20 protein-coding genes and 1 tRNA gene are annotated in these 18,048 nt (G+C 44.5%); 13 read left to right on the top strand and 8 right to left on the bottom strand.

The annotated features are described in order from the left end of the window. The first annotated feature begins 21 nt into the window (after positions 1-21). Together LQE92_RS07655 and LQE92_RS07650 are read left to right on the top strand one after the other, a co-directional pair. A complete protein-coding gene (locus tag LQE92_RS07655) occupies positions 22-906 on the top strand; it encodes a DUF368 domain-containing protein (protein ID WP_231062399.1) in 885 nt (294 codons plus the stop codon). 18 nt (positions 907-924) lie between these two features. Next, entirely contained in the window at positions 925-1,953 is a 1,029-nt protein-coding gene (locus LQE92_RS07650; protein ID WP_231062398.1) for a 3-deoxy-7-phosphoheptulonate synthase, read from the top strand. 125 nt (positions 1,954-2,078) lie between these two features. Here LQE92_RS07650 and LQE92_RS07645 read toward each other — a convergent pair whose 3' ends face one another. The 8 genes from LQE92_RS07645 to LQE92_RS07610 all read right to left on the bottom strand — a co-directional run bounded on the left by LQE92_RS07645 (position 2,079) and on the right by LQE92_RS07610 (position 8,545). Continuing rightward, a complete protein-coding gene (locus tag LQE92_RS07645; RefSeq protein WP_231062397.1) occupies positions 2,079-2,657 on the bottom strand; it encodes a stage II sporulation protein M in 579 nt (192 codons plus the stop codon). 50 nt (positions 2,658-2,707) lie between these two features. After that, positions 2,708-3,241: an NUDIX domain-containing protein gene (locus tag LQE92_RS07640; protein WP_231062396.1), complete on the bottom strand. Its 534-nt coding sequence runs from the start codon at positions 3,239-3,241 to the stop codon at positions 2,708-2,710. 111 nt (positions 3,242-3,352) lie between these two features. Beyond that, positions 3,353-4,900 (bottom strand): ribonuclease Y, encoded by a 1,548-nt coding sequence (gene rny, locus LQE92_RS07635; protein WP_231062395.1) that lies wholly within the window; start codon positions 4,898-4,900, stop codon positions 3,353-3,355. Between the two features lie 161 nt (positions 4,901-5,061). After that, on the bottom strand, positions 5,062-6,132 hold the full coding sequence (gene recA, locus LQE92_RS07630; RefSeq protein ID WP_231062394.1) for a recombinase RecA: 1,071 nt from the start codon (positions 6,130-6,132) through the stop codon (positions 5,062-5,064). Positions 6,133-6,372: 240 nt separating this feature from the next. Then, positions 6,373-6,846, bottom strand: coding sequence for a dCTP deaminase/dUTPase family protein (locus LQE92_RS07625; protein WP_231062393.1), 474 nt, complete (start codon positions 6,844-6,846; stop codon positions 6,373-6,375). 315 nt (positions 6,847-7,161) lie between these two features. Next, positions 7,162-7,233 (bottom strand) — tRNA-Gln (locus tag LQE92_RS07620). A 10-nt stretch (positions 7,234-7,243) separates the two neighbouring features. After that, positions 7,244-7,522, bottom strand: a complete 279-nt coding sequence (locus LQE92_RS07615; RefSeq protein WP_231062392.1) for a hypothetical protein — start codon at positions 7,520-7,522, stop codon at positions 7,244-7,246. Positions 7,523-7,588: 66 nt separating this feature from the next. Continuing rightward, positions 7,589-8,545 carry a phage lytic cycle repressor MrpR family protein gene (locus LQE92_RS07610; RefSeq protein WP_231062391.1) on the bottom strand — a complete coding sequence of 319 codons (957 nt, stop codon included), beginning with the start codon at positions 8,543-8,545 and terminating at the stop codon, positions 7,589-7,591. 585 nt (positions 8,546-9,130) lie between these two features. Between LQE92_RS07610 and LQE92_RS07605 the strand changes: the two genes are divergently transcribed. The 11 genes from LQE92_RS07605 (at position 9,131) to LQE92_RS07555 (ending at position 17,582) form a co-directional block, all read left to right on the top strand. Continuing rightward, the gene (locus LQE92_RS07605; protein WP_231062390.1) at positions 9,131-9,484 is read left to right on the top strand and encodes a hypothetical protein; all 354 of its coding nucleotides are present in this window, start codon (positions 9,131-9,133) and stop codon (positions 9,482-9,484) included. Positions 9,485-9,487: 3 nt separating this feature from the next. Then, on the top strand, positions 9,488-12,214 hold the full coding sequence (locus LQE92_RS07600) for a hypothetical protein (protein WP_231062389.1): 2,727 nt from the start codon (positions 9,488-9,490) through the stop codon (positions 12,212-12,214). Positions 12,215-12,381: 167 nt separating this feature from the next. Then, positions 12,382-12,726, top strand: a complete 345-nt coding sequence (locus LQE92_RS07595) for a hypothetical protein (RefSeq protein WP_231062388.1) — start codon at positions 12,382-12,384, stop codon at positions 12,724-12,726. Between the two features lie 141 nt (positions 12,727-12,867). Next, positions 12,868-13,143: a phage holin family protein gene (locus tag LQE92_RS07590; RefSeq protein ID WP_231062387.1), complete on the top strand. Its 276-nt coding sequence runs from the start codon at positions 12,868-12,870 to the stop codon at positions 13,141-13,143. Between the two features lies 1 nt (position 13,144). Then, complete coding sequence (locus LQE92_RS07585; protein WP_231062386.1) at positions 13,145-13,639, top strand: hypothetical protein; 495 nt, start codon at positions 13,145-13,147, stop codon at positions 13,637-13,639. Further along, positions 13,636-14,427, top strand: a complete 792-nt coding sequence (locus LQE92_RS07580) for a hypothetical protein (protein WP_231062385.1) — start codon at positions 13,636-13,638, stop codon at positions 14,425-14,427. Before LQE92_RS07585 ends, LQE92_RS07580 begins: the two co-directional genes overlap by 4 nt. A gap of 52 nt (positions 14,428-14,479) precedes the next feature. Next, positions 14,480-15,289 carry a hypothetical protein gene (locus LQE92_RS07575; protein ID WP_231062384.1) on the top strand — a complete coding sequence of 270 codons (810 nt, stop codon included), beginning with the start codon at positions 14,480-14,482 and terminating at the stop codon, positions 15,287-15,289. Between the two features lie 489 nt (positions 15,290-15,778). Beyond that, a complete protein-coding gene (locus LQE92_RS07570) occupies positions 15,779-16,024 on the top strand; it encodes a hypothetical protein (protein ID WP_231062383.1) in 246 nt (81 codons plus the stop codon). 175 nt (positions 16,025-16,199) lie between these two features. Continuing rightward, positions 16,200-16,394 (top strand): helix-turn-helix transcriptional regulator, encoded by a 195-nt coding sequence (locus LQE92_RS07565; RefSeq protein WP_231062382.1) that lies wholly within the window; start codon positions 16,200-16,202, stop codon positions 16,392-16,394. 115 nt (positions 16,395-16,509) lie between these two features. Continuing rightward, positions 16,510-17,157 (top strand): hypothetical protein, encoded by a 648-nt coding sequence (locus LQE92_RS07560; RefSeq protein WP_231062381.1) that lies wholly within the window; start codon positions 16,510-16,512, stop codon positions 17,155-17,157. Positions 17,158-17,222: 65 nt separating this feature from the next. Next, the gene (locus LQE92_RS07555; protein ID WP_231062380.1) at positions 17,223-17,582 is read left to right on the top strand and encodes a hypothetical protein; all 360 of its coding nucleotides are present in this window, start codon (positions 17,223-17,225) and stop codon (positions 17,580-17,582) included. Positions 17,583-18,048 lie beyond the last annotated feature (466 nt).

Here is an 18,048-nt window from a genome sequence, read left to right as displayed (position 1 = left end):
TGAACACGAAAGGAAATAACTATGAACTTCATTCTGGACATCATAAAAGGCGCGGTGATCGGCATTGCCAATGTCATCCCCGGTGTCAGCGGCGGAACCATGGCCGTATCCATGGGAATCTACAATAAGCTGATCTCTTCCATTACCCATCTGTTCAAACAGTTTAAAAAGAGTATCACGACTCTGTTTCCAATCTTGCTCGGATGCGCCGTGGGAATCATCTGTTTCACATATGCCATTAAATATCTTCTCGGCAATCAGCCTCTTCCCACCTGTCTTACGTTTCTCGGCCTTATCCTCGGCGGCGTGCCTATGCTTGTCCGGGAAATGAAGAAAGGTATCCGGAAAAGCCGCGGCGGCCGTGTAACTGCGTTCAACATTGCGGCGTTTGTAATTCTATTCGCCTTTGCGATTATCCTTCCTCTGCTGCAGGGCAGTGAGGACACCCTGAAAACCCTTACCGCTGCCCCCGGTACCATCGTTCTGTTGTTTTTCCTCGGCGTCATCGCATCTGCTACCATGGTAATCCCTGGTGTCAGCGGCTCTATGGTCCTCATGGTCCTCGGATACTATTACGGCGTGATCAATTCTATCACCAGCTTCGTAGACGCATTAAAGGCAGGCAACTGGTCAGCTGTCATGTCCCAGGCCGCCATCCTTGTGCCTTTCGGTATCGGAGCCATCCTGGGCATTTTCCTGATATCCAAGATGATTGAATATCTGTTCGCAAAACATACCGTTTCTACCTATGCAGCGATCCTGGGCCTGATTCTTTCTTCACCTTTCGGAATTTTTTATAATACAAACGCACTGGCACACTTCTCCGTGGCAGGCCTCATCATCGGACTTATACTCATGTTCGCCGGCGGCTATGCTACTTATATCATGGGAGAAAAAAATGCCTGATAAAAAGGAGGCCGTATTATGAGCTTTGAATTCATCAGTAAGCTGCCGACTCCAGCCGAGATTCGCCATCAGTTCCCCTTGTCAGAACAACTTACCAAGGAAAAACACAAACGTGATCAGGATATCCGCGATGTTCTCACCGGAAACAGTGATAAGTTTATGGTCATCGTGGGGCCCTGTTCTGCCGATAATGAAGACTCTGTATGTGACTATGTGTCTCGTTTGGTAAAAATCCAGGAGGATACGAAGGACAGGCTGCTCATCGTTCCCCGCGTCTATACCAACAAACCCCGCACTACCGGCGAAGGCTACAAGGGCATTCTTCATCAGCCAAATCCGGAAAAAGCCCCCGATCTGTTTGAAGGACTTCTGGCTATCCGCAAGCTGCATATGAGGGTTCTGCAGGAAACCGGCCTTTCGGCTGCGGACGAGATGCTTTATCCAGAAAACTACCGGTATCTTTCAGACTTATTGTCCTATGTGGCCGTAGGAGCCCGTTCCGTGGAAAACCAGCAGCATCGTCTCACCGTCAGCGGCATGGATGTGGGCGCCGGCATGAAGAATCCCACAAGCGGTGATTTTTCCGTTATGCTGAATTCCGTCATAGCCGCTCAGCATGGACATACCTTCATCTTCCGCGGCTGGGAAGTCCATACCGATGGAAATCCTTACGCCCATACCATTCTGCGAGGTGCGGTAAACAAGCACGGACAGAGCCAGCCCAACTACCACTATGAGGATCTGAGGCTGCTCTGCGACATGTACGCAAAACGGGATCTGCAGAATCCCGCCTGCATCGTGGATACTAATCATTCCAATTCCAACAAGCAGTACAAGGAACAGATCCGGATCGTAAAAGAGGTTCTCCACAGCAGGCAGCATTCCCTGGATATCCGCAGCCTTGTTAAGGGAGTTATGATAGAAAGCTACATTGAACCCGGAAGCCAAAAGGTAGGAGGCCATATCTACGGCTGCTCCATCACCGATCCCTGTCTCGGATGGGAAGAATCCAGACAGCTGATATACGATATCGCGGAATTGGCATAAAGAATCAGAATTAATTATAAAGGTACAGAAAAGGCAAGCCCCTTAATCTTTGGGGCCTGTCTTTTTTACGCTTCTATGTGCAGCTGCAAATCAGACCATCCCAGATTCTGCTGCTGTAGTCCTGCCTAAAAGTAGATCTTCAACAAAAGCGGATTGATATAGCATTCACAGATGATACCCGGCAGCAGGCAAAGCAAAGTGATCAGCAGGAGCAGGATATCCTTCGGCATCCGTATCCGTCTGTACTGTCCCCAATCCTTCTGTTTTCTCATAAAGGAGTATATCTGGAACCCGCGGGCATATAAGAGTATAAGCGCCGGCACATAAAAAAGAGCCTGGGGCAGTATACTGCATAAAAAATAGAGGATTCCGGTGCGTCCGAACACCATGGTCCCGAGAGAAATTCGTACTCCAGTCGTAAAACCAATCCATCCCATCGATGCCCAAAGGGATACGCTTCCAAAAGCTGTCATGGACAACAGCCAAATTGCCCCGACTTCCATCAGGCGAAGCCGTAAAATATAAAAGAAATAACTTTCCCTGGCAAAATCCTGCTGCTTCAGGGCGTCTCCAACCTGTGTAAAATAAAGCTCCCAACTACCCTGTCCATTTTTTCCGGTCAGGTTAGCCGCCAGAGTCCCCAGCAGCAGAGACGCAGCAAAAACGATACAGGCCATTTTCCAAAGTTTTCCGTTCTTCTCCATGATTTCCTCCATCCTATAGCTACAGATACTATATGATGGGAACACCATGGTTATGCCCGCTTGACCTGATACGCAAGCAATGCGGCGATGGTCTTTCCGTCCGTTATCTTCCCTGTAAATATCATATCAAGAAGCTCCTGCAGGCCATATTCTTCCACATCCAGAAATTCATCCTCATCCAGACGCTGTTTAGAAGGAATCAGATCGGAAGCCAGATAAATCCCGATGATTTCATTACAAAAGGCTACCGTAGTATTTACATTTATCAGCCATTCCAGCTTTCCTGCACGAAATCCGGTCTCCTCCTCTAATTCCCTGGCTGCACAAACTTCTTTAGGCTCCCCCACATAATTAAGGGCTCCCGCCGGTATTTCCAGCGTATAACGCTCCAGAGCGTTTCTGTACTGCCGTACCATAAGAATCTTTCCCTCCCCTGTCACTGGGACCACCGCAGCCGCTCCTTTATGCTCCACAAAGTCCCAGACTGCCGTATGACCGTTGGGAAGCGCCATATAGTCTCTATAAATATTAAGAATCTTTCCCTGATAAGCCAGTTCCCGTTTAATCCGTACGATTTCTTCCATTTCTCCACTCCTTTTATGAAAGCAATACAGTAATAAAGATACCCCATCCTGAATGAATCAAACGATTCACTCAGGATGGGGCATCTGTACTCTCCAGTTAAATCCAAACCATTATTTTGCGTAATCCGTAACTCGTGATTCACGAATAACGTTGACTTTAATCTGACCAGGATATTCAAGCTCAGACTCAATCTGCTTCGAGATGTTCCTTGCCATCAGGACCATATCGTCGTCACTCACCTGCTCCGGCACAACCATAATACGGACTTCGCGTCCTGCCTGAACAGCAAAAGATTTGTCCACACCTTTAAAGGTATTCGTAATATCTTCCAATTGCTTCAATCTGTTGGTATATGTTTCGATTGTCTCACGGCGTGCGCCAGGACGTGCAGCGGAAATAGTATCCGCGGCCTGTACGATACAGGCGATCAGCGTCTCAGGTTCTACATCGCCATGATGAGATTCCACCGCATTGATCACTATAGCTGATTCCTTGTATTTCCTACATAATTCAACACCCAGCTGAATATGTGAGCCTTCCATTTCATGGTCCACTGCCTTGCCGATATCATGCAACAAACCAGCCCTCTTAGCCATACGCACATCTACGCCGATCTCGGCAGCCAGGAGTCCTGACAAATGCGCAACTTCAATCGAATGTTTCAAAGCATTCTGTCCATAACTTGTCCTGAACTTCATCTTACCCAGAAGCCGAACCAGCTCGGGATGGATACCATGGATGCCAACCTCCAAAACAGCGGCTTCCCCTTCTTCCCGAATCATAGTATCTACTTCTTTTTGAGCTTTTTCAACCATTTCTTCAATTCTGGCCGGATGAATACGTCCATCTAAAATCAATTTTTCCAAAGCGATTCTGGCCACTTCACGTCTGATCGGATCAAACCCTGATAAAATCACGGCTTCCGGCGTATCATCAATAATCAGATCTACACCAGTAAGCGTCTCTAAGGTACGGATATTCCGCCCCTCCCGGCCGATGATACGGCCCTTCATCTCATCATTGGGAAGCTGAACAACAGAAATCGTCGACTCTGCCACATGATCCGCCGCACATTTCTGAATGGCAGTGACCACGTACTCTTTCGCTTTCTTGCCCGCTTCTTCCTTTGCTCTCGTCTCCAGTTCCTTAACCAGCTTTGCAGTATCATGCTTTACGTCATTTTCAACAGTTTTTAAAAGATATTCTTTTGCTTGTTCGGAGGTAAATCCTGAAATCCGCTCCAGCTCCTGCACTTCTTTCTCAAAGAGTTCCTCGGCTTCCTTTTTCTTTTTCACCAACGCCTCTTCTTTAGCAGATAAACCGGCTTCTTTCTTCTCCAGTGCCTCGGACTTTTTCTCTAAATTCTCTTCCTTGCTCAATACTCTTCGTTCATATCGCTGTATCTCCGCTCTTCTCTCACGGACCTCTTTTTCCAAGTCATTCTTCGTTTTCATGGATTCTTCTTTGGCCTCTAAGAGAGCTTCGCGCTTCTTGGTTTCCGCAACTTTTAACGCTTCATCTATGATTTCTCTTGATTTTTCTTCCGCTTTGCCGATCTTGCTCTCGTATACCTTCTTGCGGTATGCAATTGCAATAAACCAAGTAATAGGAGCTACAACACACAGTGTAACAATTACAGCAATTATAGTTCCTCCCACAGGAGCACCTCCTTATTTAGTTTTCATTGTACATCACTTACCGTACGCAATGGCAGACATACCATAAGTACTACAACAATACAATTTTAAACTTTTTTCCGGTTACTGTCAAGCATTATTACTCTGTGTGCGAAAAACGTCGGAGATTGAAGAGCCTTTCATCACGCTTCCGTCTTCTGTTCTTTTCCTGCCTTTTTAGAAGCAGTCTCTGTGCCTTTCACGTCTGCCTCTTCTCCTGTTTCAAATCCGTAGTGAATCCGTACTTTTCTCTCGATTTCCTCCATTACAGACGGGTTATTTGCCAGGAAGATCTTTGCATTCTCACGGCCCTGGCCGATCTTGTCCCCATTATAGGCATACCATGCGCCGCTTTTTTCCACTATATTCTCTTTAGCCGCCAGATCAAGGATATCGCCTTCCCTGGAAATCCCTTTTCCGAACATGATATCAAATTCCGCCTCTTTAAAAGGAGGCGCTACTTTGTTCTTCACTACCTTTACGCGGACCCGGTTTCCAATCATCTCTCCGCCCTGCTTGAGCGTCTCAATCCTTCTCACATCCAGGCGGACAGAAGAATAGAATTTTAACGCGCGCCCTCCGGTGGTCGTCTCCGGATTTCCGAACATGACACCCACCTTTTCACGGAGCTGATTGATGAAAATGACTACACAATTGGATTTGCCGATGACCGCTGTCAATTTCCGGAGCGCCTGTGACATTAGCCTGGCCTGAAGCCCTACGTGGGCGTCCCCCATGTCCCCGTCTATCTCCGCTCTCGGTACGAGCGCCGCCACGGAGTCTACGATCACGATATCCACAGCTCCGGAACGCACCATAGTCTCGGTGATCTCCAGCGCCTGCTCTCCGCTGTCCGGCTGAGAAATATACAGATTATCAATATCTACACCAATTTTCTTTGCATAAGAAGGATCCAGCGCATGCTCCGCGTCAATGAATCCGGCAATCCCATCCCGCCTCTGTACCTCAGCTACCATATGAAGGGCCACCGTGGTCTTGCCGCTGGATTCCGGCCCGTAGATTTCTACAACACGGCCCCTGGGAATACCTCCCAGGCCAAGCGCGATATCCAGGCTCAATGAACCGGTGGGAATCGTCTCAATGTTCATATTGGCAGTGGAATCCCCCAGCCTCATGATAGACCCTTTCCCATATGCCTTCTCAATATGCATCAACGCCGCATCCAGGGCTTTCTGCTTTTCTTCCTTTACCATTGTAAATCCTCCAATTATTAGAACGAATGTTCGCTCTTTTCTGTAAATAATAGTAATATAGTTTCACGTAAAAGTCAACCGGTTTTTCTTTCTGGAACAGCCTGCTGCCTTACTATCGGGAAAATCCAGGAGACCCCCTGGACAGAAGAATAGGATAAGAGAAGAATAGCATACTTCGGGGAAAACTGCAAGAGTTTTCCCCTGTTCAAAAACTGTCCCCATCCAGCGCGCGCCAGAAGATCAGTCGTCATATGTGAAACCGTGCCTCAGGAAAATCCCTTTCAGAATCCGGCTGCCGCATTCTATGCTCCGCATCCGCGCTTCTTCTGTCCCATTAACAAGCTTCACGCATATATGACCTCCATTTTCGGAATGGGAATAGCTCCCGTCTATGATTCCCGCCCCGCTCAGCCGGATGCCGCTCCACGGACCCGGCACATCGGCAGGATAAAGGCTCAGGGCCCACCCGCTCCGGATATCAGCCCGTATACCCGTGGGAATCCTGATCGATTCTCCGGGCATCAGCGTAAATGCGGCAGGAGAAAAGAAATCATAGCCCGCGCTGTCCTTGTTCTCTCTCTCCGGCAGTTTAATGGAAGCATATATTTTTTCAATATCCATATTCCGCATCATGACGCTCCCCGCAAACAATTCCTCCCAATCATTTCGGAATTGTTCCAGTCCTATTTTATCAAATCTTCCTATCCTCTTCATTTTGACATTCTCCTTTCTGACTCTTTTCATTCTGCCGCTCATATATCCGTGGCCACCGGGGAGTCGAACCCCGCATATCCTGTCTGGAATGCCTGTCCAAAAGTGGGATGGCCAGCCTGTTTCTGATTCGTAAGACCTCATTCTCACCGCCTTAAATCCGCAGACTATTGAATTGAAACTTACTGGAATGAAAACCTTCCCTGGATTATCATTCCTGGTTCTTCGCCTTTCTGCCGGGGATGGGGTCCTGCCGGCAAGGTTTTCCGCGGACATACGTTTCCGCGGGGATGATTTTTCTCTCATGCCTGCAAGAAACAGCGGATGAAGGTATCGAACCTTCTTCTGATGATTCAAAGTCATCTGTGTCCTCCTGTCCACCAATCCGCTCATCTCATGATCATTCGGTGTTCTGCCTGCGGCAAAGGAACAGCCTTATCAGTCTGTCACTATAATGTACATCCACGCAGATAATCGTCTGCCTTCCGTTATCGTCCGTTCGTATCTGGAGAATGTCCTTCTGAGTTTCTTTCAGATATCCGTCCAGCTCCTCCCATTTTTTACGGACTATTTTTGACTTCTCCGGAATTACGACCACATATTCCGGAGGCTTTGTAAAATAATAGACACCATGGCCCGACAGCATGTCAAAAAGCGTAACTAAATCAATTGTTTTCACAATACCCACCCCTTCTGCGCCGCTATTCTCAGGAATAACGCATAATTATCTTATGTTTATACCCCTTTACAGATAAGGGGTATATTCTTGATATCGATATTTGAAAATTGAAAAACTTATATTCATCTGTAGTCTGTCGAAAATCGTCTGATACCGGTTCACCGTATCCTCATCTATTCTGGGCCGCTCCAGATCTTCTTTTATCCGGTACCCGGCCTTTATCGCCTCCCGTACTACCAGGTTAAATCTGCCTGATGTAAAAAGGCTGCTGTAGTTCAGTGCTTCATCTCCTGTCACTTCTTTTATCCGTTTAAAGGAATTCCGAAAATTCCGGACCATTCCTTCCTCGCTGTCCTTCATAGAACGGCTCTTCCAGATGGATTCCGGAAGAAATGAATATTTAAGACGGACCAGTCTTTTATTTCCCACATATTCTTCCAGCTTGTAACAGCTGAGAAGCGCCCCGGCCAGTCTGCCGCTGATATTTTTGCAGGTTCCGTCTGCCAGTGAAACGCGATAGCCGTCTCCTTCTTCTATAATATCATCCTTTTGAAGATAAACCAGATTTTCAAAACACTTCCCGGCTATCCCTTCATAGACAGACATCAGGATGGGAAGGTCATTCACGCTGGCGCCGGAATGCCTGATCAGTTCCACATATTCCTCATATCTTTCGTCGGAAATATAATACCTGGTCTTATAGGATTCCATCTTGGACAAAAGGTAATCGTTGGGACACAGGCTCTTTCCCAGGTAATTTATCTGGCAGTATCCCTTTACCTGACACCATTCCAAATATCGGGACAGCCTGTATTTTTCTCCAAGCAGCGTCTTCTGATTATCATAATTCGTTATGAGGAAATGGACAAGCTCCTCTCCATCCATGGCGCACAAATCCTTCCCCTTCGCTTCTTCATAGGGCTCTGTCTTATGAAAAAGGTTCTTAAGCCGCATATATGTGGCATCCTGGAAATTACTTCTGTAGAAGTCCAGAAATTCCCCCTTCTGCTTTTCGTTAAACATGCCGCACCATCCTTCTCAATCTCAATCATGCCGAAATCGGACAAATGAATCACTTTCTGCCCGAATATCCACATCATAGCACGGCGGCAGTTCTATGTCAAGCATTTTATCAGGAATAACGTATAATTAAAAATTCAAAAACACACCTACAGACTATCCATTCATTTTTCAAAGTACTTTCCCTTAAGGAATACAGGCTTTTCTGTTCCTGTTATATATATGATATCATATTTGCCATGCTTTCCGTACCCATCTCGAACTTATGTTCTTTTTTATATTTTCTGCCTGATATAAACGGCACTTTGCCCGTACGGCGGTCACACTTAGAATATCAAAGTATCACTGGAATACTTTGATGTCAATAAATTGTCGAAAAGTGGTAGGAATAAGGGACATAAATATTATCTCAAATATTATACATTATTCCTGAAATTCCTATTGACGTACAATCCAAACAATGATATGCTCTTATTTATCATATTTTTTATTTTATCGATATTGTACGTCATTCCTGAAATTATATTTCACTATTGAACAGAGATTAAAAGGTACATTGATACCGGACAGAAAGGAGGTATGCTTTACATGACGATTTCAGATGATAACGAACAACAGTGGGTACATATGCTATCTGCCGCGGGAAAACCCTCTCCCAACTTAAGTGATGCCCAGTGGCAGCTGGCATTTCAATTTTTAAAATCTCATACTTTTTCATCAGAAATACTTCCCTGCCAGGACGCTGAATACCAAAGCTACAGGGATTTTATAGAAGATACCCTTTCGTGGATACGCCGCGGCCATACTGCATATGTGTTTTTCACCTATCAGATATATGACCTGCTGCTATTTGAAAAAGATCGATTGTCCACTCGTTTGATCCGCGATGAGGGAATCTATCCGTATTTTATGGTTTGGCTCCAAAAGGAAGGGAGGAAATAAGACTTGCTCGACACACAGATCAACCTTTATTCCGTCGACACCGGAAATTTCTACAGCAACGCGGAAGCATACCTGCACCGTATGAACTGCCGTTACCGTCAGGAAAGGAACTCAGCCGCCGATAAACTTTCCCGATATGAGGAGCTTCTCTTCAAAAACGGATATGATTCTGAAGATTTAAAGAATCTCCGGGCCGGAAATATCAGCAAAATGAAACTCCTGTCAAGTACTTCCCATCTGTTATATGAATATCTGAATTGGAACTGCCGAATCGCCCACAAGAGAAAGAAAGCAAAAGAATCCAAAGAAAAGCTTCTTCTGCTCTTGTCAAATAAAGTTCTCCAGAATGAACGCACCCAAGGACGGGACCATATCCGGAGTATACGAGAAGGCAGCCTGAATGACGGAAACGTCATATCACTGTTCGATTCCTCCCTAACCCGCATGATGGGAATCAAAATGGGGGAATTGACCGAAGACATTATGGTAGTCCAGGTATATTACTTTTCTATTTTTAAAGATATCTCGTATTTCGGTTTTCTCCATCGTGACGAAAAATACCGTTACTACACCTCTTCCGCAGGACAGATCCGCAGGAAAAAAGCTGTCTTTATAAAAGAGTCCGCTTGGAACCGCTATGAAAAGACAATTATGTGCGGCCTGACCATCGACAAGATCAATTTAAAGGGCGGAAACAATGTCAACAAACATCTGGCTTATATGGCCCTCTCCAATTCTGCCACAGACCGTTGGGAGGATTTCGACATTGACAAAACCATCGTCATTGACGATTTTGAGACACCGGTATCCGGTATTTTAGATTTCATTGATGACGAAACTTATTCCATTACCAGGAGAAACGATACGGTCAACATTACCCACACAGACGGCGCCGGAATGATGCTCCCTTCCGTACTGGACCGCAATGTCATGTTCCGGGCTCCATGGATAAAAGGACTGCTCTGTGTATTTGATTACCGGTCTTTCATAGAAGAAAAGAAATACTCTCCCATTGTCCGGGATATCTATGGACAGGAACACAATCTGATATCCGAGGACATCCGGATCATATTTACAAGGAGCCAGTTCAAGATGCACCGCTACTACAGCTCCTGGGAAGAATACATAGGTTTCTATAAGAAGTACGGCTGTACCGCCGGGCTCTGCAACCCGGAGGAAAAATACATAAAGGATGCAAAGATCAATTATCAGATGCTCCAAACTCTCACGGATATCTCCCCGGATGAGGTCCGCCTTCTGGCGGCAAAATCCGTAGACAAGCTTAATCATATGTGCTCCTCCATCGAGAGCCTGATGAAGATATTCGGCGTCACTTCTTATAACAGCCGCATGACCAGTTTGCAGAACGCCGTAAAATTATATCCCGCCCTGATTGGCGATCCATATATGAAAACCATAGTTCGGGGCATGAAAGACCGGATGGTCCGGGAATATAGATCCGGCCGTCTGGAGATCGACGGAAAATATACCTTCATCCTTCCGGATCTTTATGCCGCGTGCGAGCATTGGTTCGGTCATGTGGACCAGCCCGCAGGACTTTTGGATGACGGAGAAGTATATTGCCGGTTGTATCCCAAGGCTGAAAAATTGGATTGTCTGAGAAGTCCTCATCTATACAAAGAACATGCCATCCGATACAATGCCGCTGTCAGAGCACCCTCTTCCAAAAAACAGCTTCTGAAAAAATGGTTTGCCACCGACGGCCTGTATACCAGTTCCCGGGATCTGATCAGCCGGCTCCTCCAGTTCGACGTGGATGGGGACAAAGCGCTCGTAGCCGCCGACAAGTATCTCATCTCCGTCGCCGAACGGAATATGAAAGGAGTCGTCCCTCTTTACTATAATATGAAAAAATCCGCTCCATGTCTTTTAAGTCAGGAAAGCATCTATCAGGGACTGAACGCAGCATTTACCGGAGGAAATATCGGTATTTACAGCAATAACATAGCAAAGGTCTGGAATCATGAGGTCTTTCTCTCTGGAACCGAACAAGAAAAACAAGACGCTGTGGACACTGTCAAGCTTCTTTGCATGGAAAATAACTTCGTCATCGATTACGCGAAGACCCTGTACAAGCCCAAACGTCCAGATGAAAAGAACCATCTGATAAAAACCTATACACAGGCGAAACTGCCGGCGTTCTTTCTCTATGCCAAGGATAAAACAGAGGATCAAGTAGCCGCCTGCAACGGCAGCCTGGTAAACCAGCTTCGGAATCTCATCCCAAATCCCAGGCTGAATTTCCGAAAAGCCGGAATTCCCAAACTGGATTACCGCAGGCTCATGGCAGACCCGGAAACAGAGATCGATTCGAACGTAACGGCACTATATACGAAATTAAACCAACAGTACCATTTCAAGATCAATATGCAGGATGAGTACATCCATAACCTGGAATATCTGGCCCGGGATATGCGAAATCGGCTGAGCAGCTTTGGACATACGAACCAGGAGCTGTCCGATATGCTGGTAAAATATCTGTACGGCAGAGAATCCAAGTCCAAAGAAGCCCTCTGGTTTTGTTACGGCTCTTATATCCTGGAAAATCTAAAGCGGAACCAGAATCCGGGAAGCACAAAGCTTATCCAATGTATGGACTGCGGTGAATGGTTCGAAGCCGGTATCCATTCCAAGAGCTGCCGCTGTGAATCCTGCCGAAAGGAATACCGAAAAGCCTGGGATCGGGAACGCAAAAAGAAAAGGACTTGATTCCACTCTTCTTCCCCAAATAAAATCGGCCGACGTCTTCGTCCTTTAATAAATAAACAAAAAGAAAAACACCCGTAACCATCGGATCTTATTTGGGCCTCTACTATGGAAGCACATTCCTGCGCTTCCATAAGCGGCCTGAATCAATATTTTATGACAGGCGGTGAATGAAATTGACTATAACACAAGAAATGCTTATCCGCCGTATAGCGGAAATGGAACACCGAGATATCGCGACAGTCCGGAGCATCTTCGGTTCCATGGAACAGCTGGTAGTGGAATATTTATCTTCCACGCACCCGCACCAGGATATGACTCTTAAATTATTTAAGGGCCTGAGCCTGGAATGTACCTATATTCCTGCAAAGGAAATCAACAAGGGCATGTTTCATAGCCTCAAAAGCGCTCCGAAAATCAAAGCAAAGGCATCCATCAGCCGGTATTTTAATCAGAAGCTTAATGAATCTGCCAAATTAGATGAGCTCTCTGGTCTCGGTAAAAACGGCAAATAAACAAGGAAAGTGAGTGATATAACATACTGAGGATCACAAAAAAAGAAGCTATGAAACTCCGTGAGCTGGGTTTTTCCACCTTCGCAGCTATCGGGAGAACACTGGGATATCTATCCCTTCTTTATCGTAAGGAGAACTAAAATGGATTTGACATTTATCACTGATATGTATATCCCGCTCGTGCTGCTTGCATGTTTGGTCATCGGGTACATTCTGAAGAAATGGATACAAGACGTGGACAACAAATGGATTCCGACTATCCTCTGCATCATTGGGGCTGCTCTGGCATGTACAGTCAGCCGGACGGTCAGTCTTTCTGTCATCGTTGCAGGTGCAGTGAGCGGTCTGGCCTCCACCGGCCTTCATCAAATGTTCAAGCAGCTGATTGAAAACGGTCCTGCAAACGGAGGTGTCTGATATGACTTTGAATGAGATCAGCCTCTATAAAGATAACATTCTGTCCGGAATCTTCCAGTCAGAAGAGATTGCAGGTTACCTGCTGGGTGACAGCTATCATGCAGAAACGGCAAAAGAGGATCTAAACTACATCTATGTATTTCCCTACCTTCACATCCCGGATCCCGCTGCAGAAGCGAAGCCATACTTATGTGTGGAGGTAGATATCCCGCGTACCCTGAATCTCGTATACAAGGATATGAAAGTCATGGTCTGGGCTTATTGCCCCCAAAGCATCATGGACCGGGCCGGAAAAGACCAGGCCGCCACACTTCCTGATCTGATCGCAGATGCGGTGGACACTCTTTTAAACGGTTCCGGAAAATTTGGAATCGGAAAACTCAAGCTGGAATCCGTTTCCTATTTTACCCCTTCAGAAGGGTTTTACGGGAAACAGCTGACCTATAAATGCCTGGAGTTCGATACCTGGAATACAGATCAGGCGGTGATCGTTTGAACAAGACGGATTTGGAACACCGGCTTCTCAAAGGTAGCGAACTCTATTTTGAAAACCACCCCATATATAAAATATCACTGGGAAAAATGGTGGATTTCGGATATTCAAAGGCCCAGAGCATCATCGGAATCTTATGTATGGACGATGAAAAAACAAGAGCGCTTCTCCCAGAAAACATAACGCCGTCTACCTATCTGATGATGGCATTTAACTTATACCGGGAACAAAAACAAATGGAGGCAGGAATTCTGCCAGAAAACTTTGAAGATACTCCTCTATGGATTTCTATTCCCGTATTTCTGGAACTTCTTTTCCGTAAACATGTTATTTTTCAATTGGACTCAGGCTTCATCATTGGCAATGAACCGGATGATTTTTTCATCCTGGGGAGCCACAATTACGGTAGTTTTCGTGAAATTATCCGGGAGCGGTTCTGTTTGACCGATTCCGAAGACTGGAATGAGGAAAACCCCGCCGACGCCAGGACAAAATCCCTGCTGGAAAGGCGAAAAAAATTAAGAGAAAAAGTCAGTAAACTAAAATCCAATGTAGGAAGTGACGAGAATGAAGGCCTTTCGATGGCAGATCTGATCAGTATCTTTGCAGAGGCGGAACACCTTCCTCTTCAGGATGTCTATGATAAATATGACATCTACCAGTTCAATAATCAGTTTAACCGACTGAAGATAATGGATGATTATCACGTAAATATACAAGCTTTGCTGGCTGGTGCAAAAAGCGAAGAGCTTCATATGCAGCACTGGCTCACAAAAATAAAGAAACCATAATCTAACAGGCCGGTCTCATCCGGTCTCCATCTATTTCAAGGAGGATATTCAAATGGCAAATGGTAAATTTGGCGCAAAGGAAGTTTTAGACGCAGTACTCTATGATATGGCGACAGGAAAACCTGTCATCCGGTTCGATACTTTAAAAACCTCTGAGATCGCCGTGACGACAGAGAAGGTATACGCCCGCGGAGGCAGAGGAAATTCCAAGCTGCTCACATGGGAAATCAACAAAGAAGCGACCATGAAGATCGAGGATGCGCTCCTGTCTCCCAAATCTCTGGAGCTGGTTTCCGGCCTCGCCAGAAAGACAGGCACGAAATCCATCCAGATGTGCCAGAAAACAGAATGGGATGTCGTAGACGGTATTGCAAAAGACAAGGGCGGAAGTCATCTTCTGACTTGCTCTTCCGACGGTGCTATCAACTTGGCATTTAAACCTAATGAAGAGGTATCCAATATCCTGGTATACCTGGCTGATGATGACTGTGGTACTCCTGTGGATATGACAGGCGCTACTTTAAGTGAAAAAGTACTTACTCTGGGATCAGGCGGAATCGCAGCTGCTGGTGGTAAGCGTGTAATTGTATACTACAGCTACATGAGTTCGGATACCGCAGAGACCTATGTGATCGACAGTGAGAATTTCTCCGGCACATATAAGCTGGTCGGTGATACCGTTGTCCGCAATGCTTCTACTGGAAAGGATGAATCTTTCCAGATTGTCATTCCTTCTCTCAAGTGGAGCTCCGGCCTTACTTTAAGTTTTGCCGCAGAGGGCGATCCCTCCGTACAGACCTTTGAATGTGAAGTACAGAGAGAAGCTGACTCACCTGTCATGATCGAAATGATTAAATATTAATTATGGATCCGTCACTTACGGATCACAACCAGTATTGACACAGAGATACACTCCGTGAAACAGATGAATTGTATTGAGTAAAAATATGGTGTACAATTCATATTAGCAATTGTACACCATATTTTTTACGATTAATACAATTCTCATGATTACAGAAGGGACTGAAAAAAATCAATCAGGAATTTGATTTACAGGCTTTTATCAAAGAAAAATACAAGGATAGAATTACCATAAAAATCATCAATCCAAAACAGGCCTATTATTATATGTCTCAAAATGTTTTTCCTTTATGGGTAGAACCAGGCTTTGACGATAAAATCGTCTTTATTTTCTTAAAAAAGGATACTGTACTTCTCTTTAAAAAATGGAGAGAGTATGATACCGGGTGGATGATTCGATGATGCTCTTCTTCTTTTCTCTCACTTTTTTCTGAAATGAATGATAAACTGGACAATACCAGAATATCTTATAGTAATGGAGGTAGGAAAGATGCCAAGAGGAAAAAAGAACTATACTCTGGAAGAAAAGATTGAAGCCACACAAAAGCTCATCCTCTCAAAGGAAAAAGAACTGAACGACACAAAAAGACAGCTGGAAATACTTTTAGATGAAAAAGAAAAAGAAGATCTTATAAAACTGAATAAGGAACTGAAAAAATCAGGAAAAACCATTGAAGAGCTTCTTATGGCTTTGAAAACACAGTTTTCGGCTTCTCCGGATTGCACATCCGAATAGAACTTACGCCTAAAAAAATACCCTATTAATATACAACGGCTCTCGCAGCTCCTTTATTACAGCCGTCTCTTCAAAAAGTCGTACCCAATTCATACAGCTTTCTATGATAATATTAGTTAAAATATAAAACTTTATTACTTTCAACTACTATCAGATAAAAGCGGTGTATGAATCTATGAAAAACAAATTACAGCAATTGAGGTGGGACAGTAACTTAAGTCAACAGCAACTCGCGATCAAATCCGGTGTGAAACGCAGTATCATCAGCAATATTGAAAACGGTCATACTGCGAATCCTTCCATTGTCACTGCGCTGAAGCTGGCAAAAGCTTTAAATGTGACAATTGAAGATATATTCTCGCTTGACTAAACAGGATAGGATTGCCCATAAAAGAACCAATAAAACCCAATATCTTAGCCCAGGCCGCCGGAACAGGCGGTCTTTTTCTTTTATCAACTTATAATTTAATCCCGGAGGATTTATCATGAATGTGAATTTTGATAAGATAATGCTGAAAAAAAATCTTACATTTTCCGAAATCGAAATGTATGCCAGAATCGTCGCGCAGAACGCCTTTGTTTCTATTTCCGGGGATACACCGGAAAACCATCAGCAGATTTATCTGCCCACCCAAGCGGAAAGGGCTCTCGTCGGACTGTTCTACAGCAAGCTGACGGATGGACTGATCCTGATTCCAGAAGACGGGGAAGAATCCCCTGATTATCCAGATTATATCGATAACATTGAACTCTATGGTTTCTTTATAAAGAACCGGAGCCTCGTCTCTTCAATTGAAATGTATGCCGGAGAAATGATCGAATATGAAAAACAAACACAGATTCATTCCTTCCCTGCTGTCGAAGCCTGTATCTGCGAATATCTAAAAAGAGAAATCAAGAAGCTGAAAGCTGAAAACAAAGCTGTCAAGGAAATGGAACGCCTGGCCAAAGCTCAGGCAGAAAAAGTAGAAAACTCCAATAAGGTAGAAGCAAAGTTCACTCTCGAAGAAAAAGCCGATATCATAAAAAAAATGAGTGAGCTTAATTTTGATCTGGAGAAGCTTGCGGAACATATGACAAAATATGGTTTGAAATCAAATACGGACATAAATACCAAAAAGCAAGTCAGCTGAATCATATATTAACGTAAAAAGTATGATTATTTATCATAACTTTTCAGAAAGGAGTATGATAAACCATGAGTGATTATCGTACAGGAGTCACTACCGAACTGAATAAACTTATAGAAATAGATAAACTTCAGCAACAGCTGGACAAATTCTCTTCTCAATCATTTAAGATAAAACTAGATTTTGATACAAAGGGAATAGACTTTAACAATCTTAAAAAAACCTTTTTTAAACTTGGTCAGCAGGCTTACGACAGCTATTCTTCTGGCCTTCAAACTGCAGGTTCAACTAATGATATTTATAGTTTATTAAACATAATAAATAAACTCCCAAAAGAGACTCGTAGAATCTCCACACTTTTTGAAGATCAATCTCCTATACAAATTCATCAAAATAGTTCACTTCAAAATGCGGGTGAGAGGTTTTAAAAATGCTCCTCTCCGACTGTTATTAGCAGAATGCCCGCTGCAATCTGGCAGTAATGCGGAACGAGTCTGTATAAGATATAATTTCTTCAGACAAGAGATTGCATAGAAAACAACCGAAACTGGCACATGTAAAAAATGTGTTTCGTCTGATATTGCGAACAGGGTAACTCGTTAACCCTCAGATACTAAACCATGGAAAATCAGGGGTATAAATAGATTTCATGGCGGGCAACCTGAAAGGGATTGTTTATAGTAATAAGTCTGAGGTATGAGGAATCTGCAGCGAAGCCTCTATCCCCCTGCAGAGGAACGTTCATCGACTATAATGGGAATCTGGAATTCACAAAGCAGTTTCAGAAAGGAATAGTCACGAGCTAAGGTGAACACATCACCTGAAATATCGGTATATTTATCATTATACCTATGTGTTAGATTTTTAAACTGTACAGTACAATATAGCTCTGAT

It is taken from the genome of Lientehia hominis (genome assembly GCF_021044755.1).
Lineage (GTDB): Bacteria > Bacillota > Clostridia > Lachnospirales > Lachnospiraceae > Lientehia > Lientehia hominis.
Note: the sequence above shows the minus strand (reverse complement) of the source record. Positions and strands in the feature narration are given on the sequence as shown.

What these genes read in the sequence shown, in the direction of transcription:
- LQE92_RS07655 (WP_231062399.1), top strand. Translation starts at nt 22, where the DNA reads ATGAACTTCATTCTGGACATCATAAAAGGCGCGGTGATCGGCATTGCC.
- LQE92_RS07640 (WP_231062396.1), bottom strand. Translation starts at nt 3,241, where the DNA reads ATGGAAGAAATCGTACGGATTAAACGGGAACTGGCTTATCAGGGAAAG.
- LQE92_RS07575 (WP_231062384.1), top strand. Translation starts at nt 14,480, where the DNA reads ATGGCAAATGGTAAATTTGGCGCAAAGGAAGTTTTAGACGCAGTACTC.
- LQE92_RS07605 (WP_231062390.1), top strand. Translation starts at nt 9,131, where the DNA reads ATGACGATTTCAGATGATAACGAACAACAGTGGGTACATATGCTATCT.
- LQE92_RS07590 (WP_231062387.1), top strand. Translation starts at nt 12,868, where the DNA reads ATGGATTTGACATTTATCACTGATATGTATATCCCGCTCGTGCTGCTT.
- LQE92_RS07650 (WP_231062398.1), top strand. Translation starts at nt 925, where the DNA reads ATGAGCTTTGAATTCATCAGTAAGCTGCCGACTCCAGCCGAGATTCGC.
- LQE92_RS07570 (WP_231062383.1), top strand. Translation starts at nt 15,779, where the DNA reads ATGCCAAGAGGAAAAAAGAACTATACTCTGGAAGAAAAGATTGAAGCC.
- LQE92_RS07645 (WP_231062397.1), bottom strand. Translation starts at nt 2,657, where the DNA reads ATGGAGAAGAACGGAAAACTTTGGAAAATGGCCTGTATCGTTTTTGCT.
- LQE92_RS07560 (WP_231062381.1), top strand. Translation starts at nt 16,510, where the DNA reads ATGAATGTGAATTTTGATAAGATAATGCTGAAAAAAAATCTTACATTT.
- recA (WP_231062394.1), bottom strand. Translation starts at nt 6,132, where the DNA reads ATGGTAAAGGAAGAAAAGCAGAAAGCCCTGGATGCGGCGTTGATGCAT.
- LQE92_RS07565 (WP_231062382.1), top strand. Translation starts at nt 16,200, where the DNA reads ATGAAAAACAAATTACAGCAATTGAGGTGGGACAGTAACTTAAGTCAA.
- LQE92_RS07555 (WP_231062380.1), top strand. Translation starts at nt 17,223, where the DNA reads ATGAGTGATTATCGTACAGGAGTCACTACCGAACTGAATAAACTTATA.
- LQE92_RS07625 (WP_231062393.1), bottom strand. Translation starts at nt 6,846, where the DNA reads ATGAAGAGGATAGGAAGATTTGATAAAATAGGACTGGAACAATTCCGA.
- LQE92_RS07610 (WP_231062391.1), bottom strand. Translation starts at nt 8,545, where the DNA reads ATGTTTAACGAAAAGCAGAAGGGGGAATTTCTGGACTTCTACAGAAGT.
- LQE92_RS07595 (WP_231062388.1), top strand. Translation starts at nt 12,382, where the DNA reads ATGAAATTGACTATAACACAAGAAATGCTTATCCGCCGTATAGCGGAA.
- LQE92_RS07585 (WP_231062386.1), top strand. Translation starts at nt 13,145, where the DNA reads ATGACTTTGAATGAGATCAGCCTCTATAAAGATAACATTCTGTCCGGA.